The organism is Lysinibacillus sp. NPDC097287 (assembly GCF_044761695.1).
In the GTDB taxonomy this organism is placed as follows: Bacteria; Bacillota; Bacilli; order Bacillales_A; family Planococcaceae; genus Lysinibacillus.
Genome location: NZ_JBIWCX010000009.1, coordinates 20,104 through 37,866 on the forward strand (window position 1 = coordinate 20,104; position 17,763 = coordinate 37,866).

Sequence of the window (17,763 nt, forward strand, 5' to 3'; positions counted from 1 at the left end):
TTTCCGGAAGAAAGTTATGAAGTAAAGTAAAACGTGATATTCTTGGACAAGAGAGATTCCTTATTTCGTAAACAGTTGTTATGATGACTACTACTGTACATGAGGAACTCTCTTTTTTTATGTAATTTAATAGGAAGTAAATGGATAAACAATCGACGTGTAATAATTTTCTTCAGTGTTAATAATCCAACCTACTATGATTTGGTTATTTATCACCAACCATTACTGTTCCATTGCTGCCATTAAAATTAGCAACCTCCATATAATGTAGGTTGCTAATTGTTGTTGTAGTACAGTGATTAATCTTCTCCTTTTAACTGCATCATCAGAGAGGATTGAATATGTAATAAATTAATAATACGACGAGCCATCTCGGAAGGGGAAGCATCATAGTTGTTACGAATCCATTCGAGAATAAAACCATAAATGCCATACGAGCGATATTGAATAAAATAATCGTCATTAATTTCAACATACTTGTCACTGACAAATGACATTCTCTCTTGGAAAATGTATTGCAATTTGCAGAGTAGATTTTCTCGAATATTCGGAATGCAGTCTTCCATAACAATTAAGTCATAATAGTCGCGATTGTCAACGATATATTGAAATACATCTGTACCATCTGGTTGCATACGTGTTAAATCGAGCAGTGGATTGTCGCGCGTCGGTTTACAAAATTCGTACTCAAAGTCAATCATCTCAAGGTGTATTAATTCTTTCGCAAGTTCCTCCTTGCCATCATAATGCACGTAAAATGTCGTGCGATTGTAGTTGGCTTCCTCGACGATATCCTTCACCTTTACTTGCGAATAGCCTTTTTCTTTAACGAGCTTTTTAAAGGTTTGGCGTAATGTTTCTTTCGTGCGCTCAACACGGCGATCTTCTTTTTTTATCATTTGCTCTCTCCTTTTTAGACATATAAAAAAAAATGTTGAATAGGAATACAAAAAATGCTTTTGTGTTGAAAACCTGTACAAAATAGATTTTTTGGTGATTGAAATAGGGATTTTACAGCTATACAATCAACATGAGTCAGCAACTAATGACTTTTTTGTGACTTTTGATGCTTAGCATGAGAGTAACACACAACATAAATAAAGTGAGGTAAAAATATATGGAAATTCAAGCTATGGTAACAACACCTGAAAAAGACTTCGAAAAACAAACATTATTATTAGACGATCCGAAAGCAGATGAAGTGCTTGTGAAAATCGTCGCTTCTGGTGTATGTCACACAGATGCAACTGTGTTAGATGGTACGCTACCTGTACCTCGCCCAGCGGTATTAGGACATGAAGGTTCAGGAATTGTTGTAAAAGTTGGTTCAAACGTTTCAACCGTTCAAGAAGGAGACCATGTTGTACTAGGATTCGCTTATTGCGGTCACTGTGATAACTGTTTGGATGGTAATGCAGGCGGATGTGAAAACATGATACCATTAAACTTCTCTGGTCGTAATAAGCATAATCTAACACCAATTCACACACATGACCACCAAGACGTATCGCAATTCTTCGGTCAATCATCATTTGGTACGTATGCAACTGTCGATGAGAAGAACGTTGTCAAAGTTGATAAAGATGCAGATTTACGTTACTTGGGCCCATTTGGTTGCGGTTTAATGACTGGTAGTGGTACTGTACTAAACTCCCTTGCTCCAGCACCAGGTACAAGCCTTGTTGTTTTCGGTACAGGCGCTGTAGGTTTAAGTGGTTTAATGGCTGCTAAAATTGCAGGTTGCGATCCAATTATTGCCGTGGATATTCATGATAGCCGTCTTGAACTTGCAAAAGAATTAGGTGCAACACATATTATCAACAGCACAAAAGAAAACCCAACTGAAAAAATTAAAGAAATTACAGATGGCAAAGGTGCACATTACTCATTAGAAACGACAGGTGTACCAGAAGTAACGCTTGCTGCGATTCGTTGCTTACGCGTAAAAGGTGTTTGCGCAACTGTTGCAGTTGGTAAACGCGACTTAACATTCAATGTAACAAACGAATTATTGTTAAACGCTATTACATTACAAGGTGTTATCGAAGGCGATGCTGTGCCACAATTATTCATTCCAAAACTAGTTAAGTTCTTTAAAAACGGTCAATTCCCAATGGAAAAACTAGTTAAATTCTACGACTTAGAACAGGTGGAACAAGCATTTAAAGATTCTAAAAATGGTTCTACAATTAAACCAATTTTAATTTTAGATAAAGAATATAAAGCGTAATTAGTGAGGAGCAAAGGGCATGTTCGATTTTAAAGATTTAACAAAAAACTATATTAACGGCGAATGGATTAGCGGTAAGAGTGACAAACAATCTACATTAACAAACCCATACGATGACTCAGCGCTATCAACATTCCCAATTGCTTCAAAAGAGCAGGTGCAACACGCATATGAAGTAGCAAATAAATCATATGTGGCATGGGCAAATGATGCAGCAAAACGTCGAAAAGTGCTTGAGAAAGTACTTGTCTTCTTCACAGACAACGAAGAAGAAATCGTTCGAATACTAGCACAGGAATCTGGTTCAACATACATTAAAGGGAAAGTGGAAGTCGGCCTAACAATTGCCTGTATTCAAGAAGCGTTCAACTATGTTGATTCATTGGGTGGCCGCGAGTTACCTGAAGTGTTACCAGGTAAAATCAACAAAGCTTACCGCAAACCACTAGGTGTTATTTCATCAATTTCACCATTTAACTTCCCGCTTTTTTTATCAATGCGTACAATCGTACCAGCGCTTATGTTAGGTAACAGCGTTGTGCATAAAGGTGATATTCAAACAGCGTTAACAGGTGGGACAATCATCGCTAAAGCGTTCGATGAAGCGGGTATTCCTGCAGGTGTATTCAACGTTATTTTAACTATGCCTTATGAGATTGGCGATTTAATGATTGAACATCCATCTGTAAGATTAATTAGCTTTACCGGTTCAACACCTGTCGGTTACCATATCGGAAAAGTAGCTGGCGGTTTATTAAAACGCGTAGCATTAGAGCTTGGTGGTAACGCGCCATTTGTCGTATTAAAGGACGCGGATGTTGATCAAGCTGTAAAAGCAGCAATCTTTGGTAAATTCCTACATCAAGGTCAAATATGTATGATGATAAACCGGATTATCGTTCATGATTCACTTTACGATGAATTCGTTGGAAAATTCATAGCACATGCAAAAAAATTACCAATCGGTGACCCAAGAGATAAGTCTGTAGTGATTGGCCCCCTAATAAACCATACGCAACTTGAAAAAGCACTTGGCTTTATTGAAGAAGCGAAAAAAGATGGCATTGAAGTATTATTAGAAGGCGAACGCGTGGGCAACATTTTAACGCCAACAATCTTTGGTAACGTATCACCTGATAGTACGCTAGCGCAGACAGAATTATTCTCGCCAATCGCTTCTATTATTAAAGTATTTTCTGATGAAGAGGCAATTGAAGCAGCGAACAATACGAAATTTGGCTTAAGCTCTGCTATCTTCACATCTGACTTAGCAAAAGGTGAAGAGCTAGCTGCAGGTCTTGAATTCGGCATGACACACGTCAACGACCAAACAGTAAATGCCATTGAAAGCTCACCATTCGGTGGGGTGAAAAACTCAGGTATGGGTCGCTTCGGTAACCCATGGGTAGTAGAAGAATTTACAGAAACAAAGTGGGTATCTGTACAAACAATAGACCGTGAATTCCCATTTTAAGATTGACCAGCTGAAAAAGCGATCATATTATGACTGTCATTCATAAGGTAATATGAAACGTTTCTATTTTAATAAGAGGTGAGGGAAGAAGAGTTGATATCTTTCCTCATTTTTTTGTCTAAATTTTTTGTAAAATTCTATTCTAAATCAACAGCTTAATAAATCCCCAGAACAACTTAACCTTTCATTAAAGCCTAAGCTCCTAAACGTTCTCTTGGAGTCACATTTAGTAAAGAAATTTCAATATATTACGTGCCTCGAAAAACTTTTTTACCAAATGAGAATACTTTTCAGTTATAATTAAAAACAGATTCTATTAGTAGAAACGGAGACGAATGAATGCAAGCAATCAAACAATTAGGGCAGTTTTTAGCGCCTTATAAATTTTTTACAATCATTGCGCCACTTCTGATGGTATTAGAAGTCACAATGGATTTAATTCAGCCAACGATTATGCAGCATATGATTGATACTGGTATAGCGAACAGTGACAATGCGTATGTGCTGACGATGTTTGGTTGGATGCTAGGGAGTGCAGTGCTCGGCCTTGTAGGAGGCATTGGCTGTTCTTACTTTAGTTCTAAGGCAGCGATTCACTTTGCATCGGATGTGCGAGAAGCATTATTTGAGAAGATGATGACGTACTCAGCAAAGGAACGAGATGCATTTACGACAGGGAAGCTCATTACGATATTAACGAGTGATGTAGAAAGCATTCAACGCGCGTTCATGATGACGTTGCGTATTTTTGTGCGTGGACCGCTATTATTTATTGGTGCGGTTGTCATCGTTTTTGTGACAGCTCGAGAACTGTTTTCGATTTTACTGGTTATTGTGCCAATCTTAATTATTGCCATGTACTTTTTCACGAAATATTCAGGTGTTTTGTATCGTAGAGTACAAGAGGCAATTGACAGTGTAAATACGAAGTTACAGGAAAATTTAGCAGGGATTCGAGTGGTCAAGGCATTTCGTCGTGAACAGCAACAAGCAGATCAGTTTGGCGTGCTTAATGAAACACTGACAAAACGTTTTATTTCTGCAGAGCAAGTTGTTGGTTTACTTGTACCAATTACGATGTTTGTTGTGAACCTGGGTATTGTGGCGGCACTATGGCTGGGCGCAATTAAAGTCGAAGCGGGTACGCTACAAGTCGGAGTAATCCTGGCTTTCATTAACTATTTGACAATCATTTTAAACGGACTGATGTCATCAAGTATGGTACTTATGCAAATTGCACGTGCCATACCTTCAGGAGAGCGTATTGTCGATGTACTAAATAGAGAGGTAGCGGTGAGAGAAGCAGAAAATGCTATATCACCAAAAATTCAAGGTGCAGTTGACTTCAAAAATGTTAGCTACCGTTATTATGAAACTGCCGAAGATGTATTGAAAAATGTGACGTTCTCTGTAAAAGCAGGGCAAACAGTTGGTATTATCGGAAAAACAGGTAGTGGTAAGTCAACGTTAGTGAAACTACTGCCACGTCTATTTGACCCAACAAGCGGGGAGATACTTCTTGATGGTAAGCCATTAAGAGAGTATGCACTAACGACATTACGTGAACATATTGGCTTTACATCTCAAAAAGCAATGCTCTTTTCAGGTGCGATTGAAAAAAATATTCGTCTCGGTCAGGACGACGCAACAATAGAGGAACTACAAAATGCACTTGATGCGGCTTGTGCATCGGAATTTGTCGACAAGCTTGAAAATGGCTGGGCGCATGAGTTATCACAGGGGGCAACGAATTTATCTGGTGGGCAAAAGCAGCGTCTAGCGTTAACACGTGCATTTGTACGACAACCTGCGATTTTGGTGCTAGATGATACGACATCAGCGCTAGATAGTGCATCTGAGAAACATGTGCAACAGGCAATTGCTACAAATTTCCCTAATACGACAACCTTTATTGTGGCATCAAAAATCGCATCGATTCAGCAAGCAGACCACATTTTAATAATGGAAGACGGCGAAATTGTCGGACAAGGAACACATCAACAATTATTGAAAGATAACGAGGCCTATCAAGCTATTTACGCATCGCAACAAAAGGCTGGTGAACAACTATGAGTCAAAATCAACCAAAACAAATGAACTTTGGCCGAGGACCTCGCATTGGTGGTCCTGCTGAAAAGGCCATAAACCAAAAAGCAACAATTCTACGTGTTTGGCAATATTTGAAACAACAAAAAGTAGGGCTGTATTTCTCGATTTTCTTCGTAATTACCTCTACATTTCTTAGTCTTGCAGGTCCGTATTTAATCGGGCATATTGTCGATGCGTACATTATGAAAAAGGACATAGCTGGGACAATTCGACTTGGACTTGTGCTAGCCGCGATTTTCACAGTAGCCTCTATTTTTACTTGGCTACAAACCTATGTCATGATTCATGTGTCGATGAAAACAATCCGCACACTACGATTAGAGTTATTTAATAAACTCCAAACATTGACACTGAAATTTTTCGATAAACGCGCACTAGGGGATTTAATGAGTCGTGTGACAAATGATATCGATAATTTAAATACCGCTTTGGCGCAAAGTGTCACGCAAATTGTATCGTCTATCTTGACAGTTATAGGTGTTAGTATTGCAATGTTTTCCCTAAGCTGGCAACTAGCAATTGTTACGCTTATTATTATTCCGTTAATAGTCTTTACAACAAAGCAAATTGTTAAACGGAGTAGTAAAAACTATGTGGCACGTCAGAGGGATTTAGGAAAACTAAATGGTTATGTCGAAGAAATGATTACTGGAGCAGAAGTTGTGACGTTGTTTGGTAAAGAGCAGCAAACCATTGAAACGTTCCATAAACAAAATGAAGCTTTACGTAACTCGGCACAGCGAGCAGAAATTACGTCTGGTTTACTTGGTCCCATTAACAATTTCATGAATAACCTAGGACTTACGGTTGTCATTGGTACGGGGGCATTATTAGCGGTAAAAGGGGTTGTCACGGTTGGTGTCATTGCGGCGTTTGTGACATATACCCGTCAGTTTTTCCGTCCATTGAATCAGTTGTCTACTTTACTAAATACATTTCAGTCAGCAATTGCTGGAGCGGAGCGTGTATTTGAAATTTTAGATGAACCGTCAGAAATAGCAGATAAGGAAGGGGCACGAGATTGTGAGCGCTTAGTAGGAGATGTCGTGTTCCAGGATGTGTCGTTTAGCTATGTAGAAGATCAGCCAGTGCTGAAAAATATTAGCTTCCATGCAAAAGCGGGTGAAACGGTTGCTCTTGTTGGACCAACTGGATCCGGGAAAACGACGATTATTAACTTGCTAACACGCTTTTATGATGTGGATGCAGGTGAAATTCTCATTGACGATTACAATATACAAGATTATAAAATGGCGACAATTCGCAAGCGAGTAGGTGTAGTATTGCAAGATACGTACCTGTTTTCGGGAACGATTCGTGAAAACATTCGCTTTGGCAAACTAGACGCTACGGATGTAGAAGTAGAGGAAGCAGCGAAAATTGCTAATGCGCATAACTTCATTAAATATTTACCGGAGCAATATGATACGCCAGTCCAAGCCGGTGGGGCGAATCTAAGTCAAGGGCAACGTCAGCTACTAGCAATTGCTCGAGCGATTTTAGAAAATGCCGATATTTTAATATTGGACGAAGCAACGTCGAGCGTTGATACGCAGACTGAGGTTGATATTCAAAAAGGGTTGCAGCGTTTGATGCATGGAAGAACAAGTTTCGTTATTGCACATCGTTTGAAAACAATTGAAAATGCTGATCAAATTCTTGTAATTCAGCAAGGTGAAATTGTGGAGCAAGGCAATCACCAACAGTTAATGAAGCGACAAGGAATTTACAGCAATCTACAGAAAAAACTACTTTTAGAAAACGATACGATGTGAATATTAGTAAATAATTAAAAAGAACAATCATCAGTTAAAGTATGATTGTTCTTTTTAATGCAAACTTTTGTTATTTGGGCCTCGTCTAATAGTTGAAAAGGAGGTACGAACGTGGATGACTTAACATTATCGCTTGAAAATGCTCAGGTGCATAACATAGATGAGATTATGCAAGCCTATGGCCAAGAGTTGTTGCAGCTTGTGTATGCTTATGTAAAAAATCAGGCAATTGCTGAAGATTTAACACAAGAAATTTTCGTGAAGTGTTATCAGGCACTCCCTACATATAAAGGTAATTCGACCGTAAAAACGTGGCTTTGGCGAATTGGCATAAACCACTGTAAAGATTACTTGAAAAGTTGGTACAACCAAAATGTACTTACCTGCACGGATGAACAGTTTAGTTGTCAAGAAAGTAATGACGATGTCGAGCAAATCGTAATCCAACAAGATGAGGATTCTAGACTTGCAGAGAATGTGATGCAACTACCACTTATGACGGTCCTGTTAGTTGAAGAATCCAATCGTGATGGGACGCATTTTGGTTGTAGGCATGTTCATGCATGTAGTGATGAATCTCGGTTCTTTCAAGAAAACTCTTAGTACTTAGCATATAAAGTAAGGCTTAAAAATTGTACTCAACATGGCATGATAAAAAGCAAATAACTCATCCTATAAAAAAGGAGGTGAGGCCAATTTTGCGGAAAATAATCATTGCACTTGGTGCCGTACTTACAACGAATATAGCACCAATACAAACCCAGATTACTGCCCATGCACAACAAGAAATTCCATCCTATGCTAAATGGGGTCAACTCGCAATTAAAGAAACTAAAACAAAGTATCCAAATGCGAAGATTATTGACTACTTGCATGAGGGAAGGGAGTCTAAAGAAGCATCTACAATTGAAAAGTTTAAGCTTTGGTTAAAAGATGGTGACCACGAATTTGGCGTTTTTGTAAGAATTGAATATACTACCGAAACTGAACAAATGGTAAAGATTGAATTTCAAGAAACATCAAGATAATGCAATATTATTGATGTTAAATCCGTTTATTAGTTCGATTTTCTTTTATTTACCTAATTTTTAACGTTGTTTTACAAATGGGCTGTCTGAAGACACTACTGTTATTACCCACATAAGGTAGTTAGTAGTGTCTACTGCTGTCAAAATAATATACCTTTATTATGTAACTTTTTACGTATGTGGTGGGCCAGTTTAAACGCCTAAAACATCATAAAGTGTTCTCGTGAAAATTGCAAACATCTTATTTACACCTCTTCTTACGTTTAGAATATATCGGTCTTTTGATTGACACTTATATAATCATTCATATAAGTTTTTGAATGGAACTAAATCGTTATACTAATCAATAAGAAGGGGAGAAGATCAATTGAATGAACAAATAAAAATCTTGGTAGTTGAAGATGACAATGATATAAATCAATTATTATGTAGCATTATAAGAAATAGTGGCTATATACCTCAAGCAGCTTTTTCTGGAACAGAAGCAATGATTTATTTAGAACAGCAAGAGTGGGATATGGTACTACTAGATTTGATGCTCCCGGGAATGAACGGTGAAGAAATATTAGCGAAATTAAGTGAGCAATATCATCTACCAGTCATTATTATTTCTGCAAAGATGGAGCTACAGACGAAAATCGATGCTTTACGAACAGGTGCGGATGATTATATTACGAAACCTTTTGATATTGAGGAAGTATCAGCGAGGATTGATTCACATTTACGAAGGCTTCGGCAAATAAGTAAGCCTGTCGTTAATAAGGTGTTAAGGCATAAGGATCTTTGTATTGATACGGATTCAAAAGAGGTAAGTGTAAATGGTATAGATATTATTTTGACTGCACGAGAATACTCCATTTTGGCTCTTCTTATGTCTTCACCTAATAAAGTCTTCACTAAAGCAAACTTGTTTGAAAGTGTATGGAATGAGGAATTTCATGGGGATGACAATACAATTAATGTTCACATGAGTAATATCAGAAGTAAGCTATCTAGTGCTAATCCAAACGAAGAATATATAGAGACAATCTGGGGGATGGGGTACCGATTAAAAACTTAAGGTTTTCTTAAGACCTATCAAGCAAACTATGCTTTCTCAATAAGGGAGGGAGGGGGATACGAGCATTACGTACCCCAATTTGTCCCCCAAAATTTACTTAAGGTACAAGTGATCCGGTGTTTGCAGAAGTACAATTTCGTGTATATGCACTAAATTATCGCATATAGGAGTATGAGGAAAAGATTGCAGTGGTGCAAAAACGCATTCCTTTTGTGATTGGCGACAGAGAGGTGAAAGTACTTCATAGATTGCTAGATGGTGATAGCATGAGAGCTACTGGCAAGCACATGAAACTATCAAGTACAACGATTATTCGCACAAGAGACTGTATAGTTAAACAAATGTTGATGGGGGCGTAGTGCCCATTTTCATTCAATGCTGTTTTCTAACGCCGGTATCATTTTGAAATTTCAAATAAATTGACGACGAAAACCTAATTAAGTGGTAAAGTATAGAAAAAATGAATGGAGAATTATGTTATGGAAAAATTGAAAAAAGTTGAATTAAAGCATTTTTCAAGTAAATATATGGAAGGGTTGAACTCTTTTGTACTTACAGAAGAACAAAAACAATTTTCTGCACTTCCAAGCAAATTTGAGAAAATTAATGAAGGACAGTATCGTATTGTAATTTTAAGTGATAATACACCCGTTGGTTTCTTTCTCTTAAATTCAAATGAAAGAGTAAAGAAATACTCCAATAATTTGAATGCTTTGCTATTAACTGCACTATCAATTAATCATACTGAACAAGGAAAAGGTTACGCAAAACAAGGAATGACATTACTAGTTGAGTTTGTTAAAACGGAATTTCCTAATTGCGATGAAATTGTTTTAGTTGTAGACAAAGATAATATACCAGCACAAAAACTATATTTAAAAGTAGGATTTGAAGATACAAATAAGAGATTAATAGGACGTATTGGCGAAGAAATTATCATGAGACAATTAATAAAATAATGTTAGACCACAAATAAAAGAAAGGTTACTTTCTATTATCTTCGTCACCAGAGTTGATTCTACATTTTGTAGATTAACTCTGGTTTTATGTTTTGCGGAAAGTTTAGCATCAATCCTTGAAAATTAGCTTAGTAATATCCAAGATTAAAAGTGTACGGAAATACACTTACACAATCGCTATTACAATAACAAGCACGTTCAGCTCAACGTGTACCTGCAAATGAGCTTTCGACAGTATTACCACAATACAATTAAATAGACGAGTTCAAAGCCCCTTGAGTGGCTTTTTAGTATAGTGATTTTTCCTATTGTTATCAGTAGGATTTTGTATAGTACACCTGTCCGGTTTATTTGTACCCCAGTGTACCTCGATGTACACCAGCAAAAAGTTACATGTTCCCCAAATTCCGCCCATTTTAAAATGCTTCAATCGTATTAAAAATAAAAGAGGGATACATAATAAGCAGTGGAATAGTAGTTAAATCAATGTCTACAATCTGAATCGGAAATCAGAATACACGAAAATAATTGTAAAACTTAAGGTTTTCTTAAGAGTTAACTTATGCCTTTCTTATGTTTTCCTTTATAAACTAAAAGCATTATATAAGGGAGGTACTAGATATGAGTGATTATGTACTTAGAACAAGTAATTTAACAAAGAAATATAAACATCAATTTGCTCTTAATAAAGTGAACCTATCAATTGAAAAGGGTTCAATTTATGGCTTTATCGGGCAAAATGGCGCTGGTAAATCCACATTAATCCGAATTGCTACAGGTCTTGCTTTTCCGAATGCAGGGAATCTGGAGCTATTCGGGCACAGTAATGAACGTGAACTAATCGAAGCGAGAAAGAGAATTGGGGCGATTATTGAAGGCCCAGCGTTGTATCCACATATGACGGCGACTGAAAATTTAGAAGCGCACAGACTGTTAAAAGGAATACCGGGGAAAGAATGCATCGATAAAACGCTTACGCTTGTAGGACTTCAAGATACAGGGAAAAAGAAGGCGAAGAATTTCTCCTTAGGGATGAAACAACGACTTGGCCTTGCCATTGCTCTATTAGGAGATCCTGAGTTTTTAATTCTAGATGAACCGATAAATGGGCTTGATCCAATGGGCGTTGTAGAAATTCGAGAGTTATTGAAAAAATTGAATCAAGAATTTGGCATTACAATATTAATCTCTAGCCATATTTTAAGCGAACTCCATTTGCTGGCTACTCACTATGGAATTATTCATAAAGGGGAATTATTGGAGCAACTAACGTCAAATGAACTGAACGAGAAATGCCAACGCTATATCCATATTAAAGTGGATAATCCAGATAAAGCTACAACAATTTTTGAGATGCAACTAGGGACTACTAATTATGAAGTTTTACCTGATGGCACGATAAAACTATTTGCTTATTTGGATGCTCCAGGTAAGGTGTCCAAAACACTTTCAAATGAAGGATTGACGATCGAAGAATTCATGCCGATGGGTGAAGATTTGGAAACGTATTTTACCAATCTTATCGGAGGTGCTCAAAGTGAGTAATTTAGTAAAATCAGAATTATTTAAGTTAAGAAAAGATCGTATATTTTGGACATTAGTTATTGGATTAGCTCTATCAGGTGCCTTCTATCCAATGCTTATTTTCTTTGATGATGGCACATTTAATGCACAAGCCGTTTCAGTGAACGAATTATATGCTTATATAGCACTTGGTGGTAATAATTACATTACGAGACTGGTTCCTTGTATTCTTGCTGGGTTCTTTATTTCAAGTGAGTACTCCATTGGAACAATGAAAAGTATAGGTGCCTCAGGTAATAGCAGACTCCGTATTTATCTAGCTAAATTAATGGCCTTTTCTCTGGGGGCAGTTGTTATTTCATTGGCATTTCCTATTTTTATGACTATAGTGGGAAGCGTATTTTCAGGGTTTAATGACATGCCAGAATTATCTTATATTGTTCGGACTATCGGACTAACTATCCTTTACGCTTTAGCATTTGCTTCCATTATGGCGGTTGCAGCAATCATTTTCACAGATAGCGGTAAAACGATTGCGTTTCTAATCATATTTTTTACTCTTATTGATAGTATTCTATACGCATTAAGCCAAGAGTTTACTGTATTCGAAACGATCTTTAACCATTCGGTGTTCAAGCTATTTTTGGATACCACCAAATTCAAGGTAGGTAGTGAGGAATTACTTAATTTATGGGTTGTTCCATTAATTACTTATATTATCTTTGCAATAATAGGCAGTATTGTCTTTCAGAAGAAGGAAATTAAGTAATAGAGGAAGGGGTGAGGAAGATCATCTATATTACGGTAATATCTATAATTGTAGCTGTATTTTTTCTCACTCGCTTTTATTTTCTTAAAAGGGAGATAAAAAGAGCTCGAAAGCAGTTGCATGAGTTAAACAACAAAATAACGGACAAGAAATTAGATTTAGCTTTTTTTGACAAAGATCTCGAACAGCTCTCAATCGAGATCAACGCCCAAATTGATGTAAAGAAACAAGCAAATGCTGAGAAACGAAGAAAAGAAAATGAATTGAAGCAGGCCATTGCCAATATTTCACATGATATTCGTACACCACTGACCTCAATATTAGGCTATATTCAATTTTTAGAATTGGACGATTTATCGCAAGAGGAAAAAAGCGAGTATACAGCAATTGTTAAAAGTGGAGCATTGAGATTAAAGGTCTTATTGGAAGACTTTTTTGAATTATCTATTATTGAGTCTGCAGATTATCCGCTGAAGAATGAGAAGATTAACATGAACAATTTAGTATTAGAAGTATTAGTAGGTTTTTATGAACAATTCAATCAAGAAAATCTTGAGCCAGTCATTCATATTCCAGAAGAAGCGATGAGTTTAATTGCTGATCCGTCTGCAGTTAAGCGAGTGATAGAAAATCTAGTTCTCAATGCTATAAAACATTCAAATGGCAATGTAGTCATTCGACTAAAAAAATCGCAAAGTACCATACAAGTGATAATTAGTAATTCAGCAAATGAAATTAGTGAACATGATTTGAAGTATCTTTTTGATCGTTTTTATAAAGTTGATAAAACAAGAACAAGAAAAAGTACAGGATTAGGTTTATCGATTGCTAAAAGTTTAATGGTGAAGATGGGTGGAGACCTACATGCAGAACTACAAGACAATAAGTTAATTATGATTTGTGAATGGAGAAAAGGTTATTAACTTAAGGACACTAATCAGTGCTTAAAATCAGGATCCTCTATATCCGCGAGGGCCCGGTTCGCTTGCATTTCTAGCAGGAGGTGAAACCTCCTGCTGCAATTAACAAAAATCGTATTAACATTCGAACTTAACAATGGTGTTATCTATTGTAGTAATGAAGATCCAAAAGAGGATAGTCTAACAAGAGCACAATATGAGAAGGACATAGTGTATTCCAACCTAATGAAAAAATTAATCTCAAAATGATAGAATACTAGTAAGTGTATTATTTGTTAGGAGGATTGTATTGGAGACTATATTCATTTTTATATGTATCATTTTGGTAGCTACCATATTGCAAGCCAGTACCGGCTTTGGTTTTTCCATTATGGCGACACCGTTCTTGTTAATGCTATTTCTTCCACAAGAAGCTATACAAATAAACATCATCTTATCGTTAATCATCTCGACAATATTAATATGGAGAATACGAAAAGATATTGATAAAATGCTATTAAAAAGAATTTCGCTAGGAAGTATAGTTGGTATTCCATTTGGTTTTATAATTTTTATGTTGAGTAATATTACAGTGATAAAATTGGTCGTGGGCGTACTTCTTTTATTATTAACGCTCTTATTAATATGTAATTTCAAGATGAAAGCAACACCAATGAGGGATTTCATTGTTGGGGGTGTCTCAGGTGCACTGACGACAAGTATTGGTATGCCGGGACCGCCATTATTACTATATTTTACAGGAACAAACATAAAAAAAGAGCACCTTCGAGCAACTACTCTAGCTTTCTTTCTCTTTATATTTTGCATAAGCCTACTAACACAAATCCTCTTCACGGGAACGAGCATACTAATATGGCAATCAAGTCTTTATGCAATTCCCATCGTATGTATTGGCTTGTATATCGGTCAAATTATTTTCAAAAGGATTAATCAACAAATTTTCAGGCTATTTACATATATCCTTTTAATTTGTACAGGGATGTTCCTATTAATCGAAAGTATAAAGTCGTTATTACAGTAGATTTCAAAAGTAAAGTATAAAAAAAGCGCCGACAATTGTCGGCGCTTTTTTAAGTCAATTATGTTTTATAACCGATATTTCCCTAGCGTATTATTTACTTTTTCACTTAACTCCGTTAAACCTTGGGCTAATGTCGTCACACTGTGAATAGCTTTGATTTGTTCATCGATTGATGCAGTTACTTCTTCTGAAGAAGCGGCTGTTTGTTCAGAAATTGCAGATATACTTTGAATGGCATCAATGATCACTTTACTTTGTGCAGTCACCTGATAAATTTCTTCATTTAAGTGCACTATGCCAACAGCCATATCTTGGACAGTGTTTGAAATCTTGTTGAATTCAGTTTCTGTATCGTTGACTGCATCATGTAATTGACTAGAGAGGGTATAGGTCATAGCCATGGCTGAAACCGTCACTTCTACTTCTTTTTCAATACCCACAATCATTTGCTGAATTTGCTGTGTAGATGTCCGTGATTCTTCCGCTAATTTTCGTACCTCCTCTGCAACGACCGCAAATCCTTTGCCATGTTCACCTGCACGTGCAGCTTCAATACTTGCATTTAAGGCTAACAAATTGGTCTGTTGGGAGACGTTATTAATCGTGTCTGTAATTTTTGAAATATCTTTAAGTTGGTTATAGAGCTTGGTAATGCCGATACTTATTTGTTCAGATGCTTCAGCCGATTCGTCATTGGATTTTTTTAAAACCGTGACGATGTCTTTTCCTTTAGCTGTCGCTTCTTCAGAAATAGTCGTTATATCTCGAATCTGTTGATTTTGATTGTTCATCTTTTCAATTGATGTAGTTAAGAGGTCTAAGCTTTTATTTGTTTCATCTAAATTAGATGCTTGACCAATCGCGCCTGTAGCAATTTCTGTCAGGGCAGCCCCGATTTCATCACTGCTGGCAGACGTTTGTTCGGAAACTGCTGATAACTCGCTAGCTGATGATAGGAGTGTTTCGCTTGTTTGTTGTACATCCAATAGTAAGTTACGTATATTTTTGGTCATTTGATTGAAGGATGTTCCAAGCTGACCAATTTCATCGTTTGATTCTGGAAGTTGTTTACCTGTTAAATTACCATCTGCAATTTCTAGTGAAGATTGTGAAATGTCACGTAGTAATGCAAATTTTTTCTTCGATGCAAAATAGAATATTGCTAACCCTAGTACAACTGCAAATACTGTTAATAGGGTAGTGATCCACTTTAACTTGGCAAGGGGAGCGTAAAATTCATCCATATAAGCGCCGATGCCAATATGCCAATCCCATGGTTCAAAATACGTGATATAAGAAATTTTTTCGCGTTCCTTTTCACCTTCTTTATTAATCCAGCTATATTCATAAAAATGATCTTCGTATGTAGCAGATCGAGAAATACTTACTAAATCTTGAACAACATATTGCTCACGGTTATTCTGAAAGTTTGTTCGATCTTCGTTTAATGAAATAACAGGGTGTAATGTAACACGATGATCTGAATCATAGGCAAATAAATAGCCTTCATTTTTATAAAGAAAATTGGACTTACTGTAGTCGTGTAGAAGAGAGTTACCCTTTACAGTAGGGCCGAGTAAAATAGAACGCGCTTTTTCTTGTGCTTCTTCTTTTGTAATAGTTCCTTGCTCTACCTCATCATTCAACAAATTAAGTACTTCAGTTGCGGAGTTTGTTAAATGTGCTAAATCCAACTTTCCGCTAGTAATTAATTCTTTTTTTGCATAGTAATAGTTTGTAATACCAATTGTAGAACCAATTGCAGCAACTAAAAAGAAAACCAATACAAACAATTTAAATGATATGCTACTTGTAATACCTCTGCTATTTCTCATAAGTAAGCTCCTTTTTTATGTAGTTTGCCCTATTAAGATATTAATAGTTTTGTAGGAGGTCAGTTATTAATAATATAAGAATCAATAACTCCCATTTCACAATTTGTACACAATTAATTTAATTAAATTTAACATTACAGTAATATCTTGTAAAGTCATTAAGCTCAATGGAACGATGTATTTTAAGGTTTAGGAGGACTAAAGAATAGATTGAATAACATTTTTTAATTGAATGATATTTTTCTGAGTATTTTCGCTCTTTTTGTACATGAAAACAGTATGTATCACATTATTCAGTGGCAAATTATAAGTGTTGATATTTGTAAAATTGTAGAGTTCAATCAGTTTGGTATTTAACACAGCAATAGAATTGTCTATTTGTAAAAAATCAAGAATACTACTTACTGATTTTATTTCTTTCAGGTTATATGAAATTTGATTGTCCTCAAGCCATTCGACGATTGCTCGAGTATACATACAACCTTTGCTCAATACGAGCAGGGTAAGGGGGATACGCTCATTAAAGTTAATTATATGGGAATCGTTTGAAATTACTTCGAATGTTTCAGTAGCAATGATGTCATAGTTTAAATCATGATAGATTTTTATTGGTTTACTTGTGAGTCCACAATCCATTTCGGCATTGTGGACTTTTTCATTTATGGAATTACTAGATTCTACGGTGAAATCAACATCTAATGGAATGTTATTGTTATTTAATGCGTTGACGATAGAAGCACCATAAATTTTGATGGTTGTATGTGATGCACCAATATTTACTTTCATGTTAGCTTGCTCAGAACCAATAGTTTGTAAAAATTCCTTGTACTCATGCGTAATGAGTTCAAGGTAGTTTTTGTATTGAATTCCGACATTGGTGATTTTTAAACCTTGGGTTGTACGTTTAAAGACAGGTTGACCGATTTCTTTCTCCATTTTTTTCACTTTAGATGTTAGGGCAGATTGCGTATAGTTGGTGATTTCGGCGGATTTACTCAAATTTTGACGGTTTAATAATTCTATTTTTAGTACGATTTCTTCGATGTTCATAATATTTGT

The 17,763-nt window shown here is 36.3% G+C and carries 15 protein-coding genes; 12 read left to right on the forward strand and 3 right to left on the reverse strand.

The features are described 5' to 3' along the window. Positions 1-299 precede the first annotated feature (299 nt). Positions 300-899 (reverse strand): TetR/AcrR family transcriptional regulator, encoded by a 600-nt coding sequence (locus ACIQ2D_RS13630; protein ID WP_402864860.1) that lies wholly within the window; start codon positions 897-899, stop codon positions 300-302. Positions 900-1,117: 218 nt separating this feature from the next. Here ACIQ2D_RS13630 and ACIQ2D_RS13635 point away from each other — a divergent pair, with 218 nt between their 5' ends. From ACIQ2D_RS13635 to ACIQ2D_RS13690, 12 genes are all read left to right on the forward strand, one after another. After that, on the forward strand, positions 1,118-2,230 hold the full coding sequence (locus ACIQ2D_RS13635) for an NAD(P)-dependent alcohol dehydrogenase (protein WP_402864862.1): 1,113 nt from the start codon (positions 1,118-1,120) through the stop codon (positions 2,228-2,230). A gap of 19 nt (positions 2,231-2,249) precedes the next feature. After that, a complete protein-coding gene (locus ACIQ2D_RS13640; RefSeq protein ID WP_402864864.1) occupies positions 2,250-3,704 on the forward strand; it encodes an aldehyde dehydrogenase family protein in 1,455 nt (484 codons plus the stop codon). 339 nt (positions 3,705-4,043) lie between these two features. Then, on the forward strand, positions 4,044-5,777 hold the full coding sequence (locus ACIQ2D_RS13645; protein WP_402864866.1) for an ABC transporter ATP-binding protein: 1,734 nt from the start codon (positions 4,044-4,046) through the stop codon (positions 5,775-5,777). Then, positions 5,774-7,588 (forward strand): ABC transporter ATP-binding protein, encoded by a 1,815-nt coding sequence (locus ACIQ2D_RS13650; RefSeq protein ID WP_402864869.1) that lies wholly within the window; start codon positions 5,774-5,776, stop codon positions 7,586-7,588. The genes ACIQ2D_RS13645 and ACIQ2D_RS13650 overlap by 4 nt, the downstream gene beginning before the upstream one ends. Positions 7,589-7,699: 111 nt before the next feature. Then, on the forward strand, positions 7,700-8,191 hold the full coding sequence (locus tag ACIQ2D_RS13655; protein WP_402864871.1) for a sigma-70 family RNA polymerase sigma factor: 492 nt from the start codon (positions 7,700-7,702) through the stop codon (positions 8,189-8,191). Positions 8,192-8,286: 95 nt separating this feature from the next. Continuing rightward, positions 8,287-8,616 (forward strand): DUF3889 domain-containing protein, encoded by a 330-nt coding sequence (locus ACIQ2D_RS13660; RefSeq protein WP_402864873.1) that lies wholly within the window; start codon positions 8,287-8,289, stop codon positions 8,614-8,616. A gap of 367 nt (positions 8,617-8,983) precedes the next feature. Beyond that, positions 8,984-9,676 carry a response regulator transcription factor gene (locus ACIQ2D_RS13665; RefSeq protein WP_402864875.1) on the forward strand — a complete coding sequence of 231 codons (693 nt, stop codon included), beginning with the start codon at positions 8,984-8,986 and terminating at the stop codon, positions 9,674-9,676. 479 nt (positions 9,677-10,155) lie between these two features. Beyond that, positions 10,156-10,635, forward strand: a complete 480-nt coding sequence (locus tag ACIQ2D_RS13670; RefSeq protein ID WP_402864877.1) for a GNAT family N-acetyltransferase — start codon at positions 10,156-10,158, stop codon at positions 10,633-10,635. A 621-nt stretch (positions 10,636-11,256) separates the two neighbouring features. Further along, positions 11,257-12,180: an ABC transporter ATP-binding protein gene (locus ACIQ2D_RS13675; RefSeq protein WP_402864879.1), complete on the forward strand. Its 924-nt coding sequence runs from the start codon at positions 11,257-11,259 to the stop codon at positions 12,178-12,180. Next, on the forward strand, positions 12,173-12,928 hold the full coding sequence (locus ACIQ2D_RS13680) for an ABC transporter permease (protein ID WP_402864881.1): 756 nt from the start codon (positions 12,173-12,175) through the stop codon (positions 12,926-12,928). The genes ACIQ2D_RS13675 and ACIQ2D_RS13680 overlap by 8 nt, the downstream gene beginning before the upstream one ends. An 11-nt stretch (positions 12,929-12,939) precedes the next feature. Further along, on the forward strand, positions 12,940-13,851 hold the full coding sequence (locus ACIQ2D_RS13685) for a sensor histidine kinase (RefSeq protein ID WP_402864883.1): 912 nt from the start codon (positions 12,940-12,942) through the stop codon (positions 13,849-13,851). Positions 13,852-14,137: 286 nt separating this feature from the next. Continuing rightward, complete coding sequence (locus tag ACIQ2D_RS13690; RefSeq protein WP_402864885.1) at positions 14,138-14,869, forward strand: sulfite exporter TauE/SafE family protein; 732 nt, start codon at positions 14,138-14,140, stop codon at positions 14,867-14,869. 65 nt (positions 14,870-14,934) lie between these two features. Here ACIQ2D_RS13690 and ACIQ2D_RS13695 read toward each other — a convergent pair whose 3' ends face one another. Both ACIQ2D_RS13695 and ACIQ2D_RS13700 read right to left on the reverse strand, forming a co-directional pair. Continuing rightward, positions 14,935-16,704: a methyl-accepting chemotaxis protein gene (locus tag ACIQ2D_RS13695; protein ID WP_402864887.1), complete on the reverse strand. Its 1,770-nt coding sequence runs from the start codon at positions 16,702-16,704 to the stop codon at positions 14,935-14,937. A 198-nt stretch (positions 16,705-16,902) separates the two neighbouring features. Continuing rightward, a complete protein-coding gene (locus ACIQ2D_RS13700; protein WP_402864889.1) occupies positions 16,903-17,754 on the reverse strand; it encodes a LysR family transcriptional regulator in 852 nt (283 codons plus the stop codon). Between the last annotated feature and the right edge of the window lie 9 nt (positions 17,755-17,763).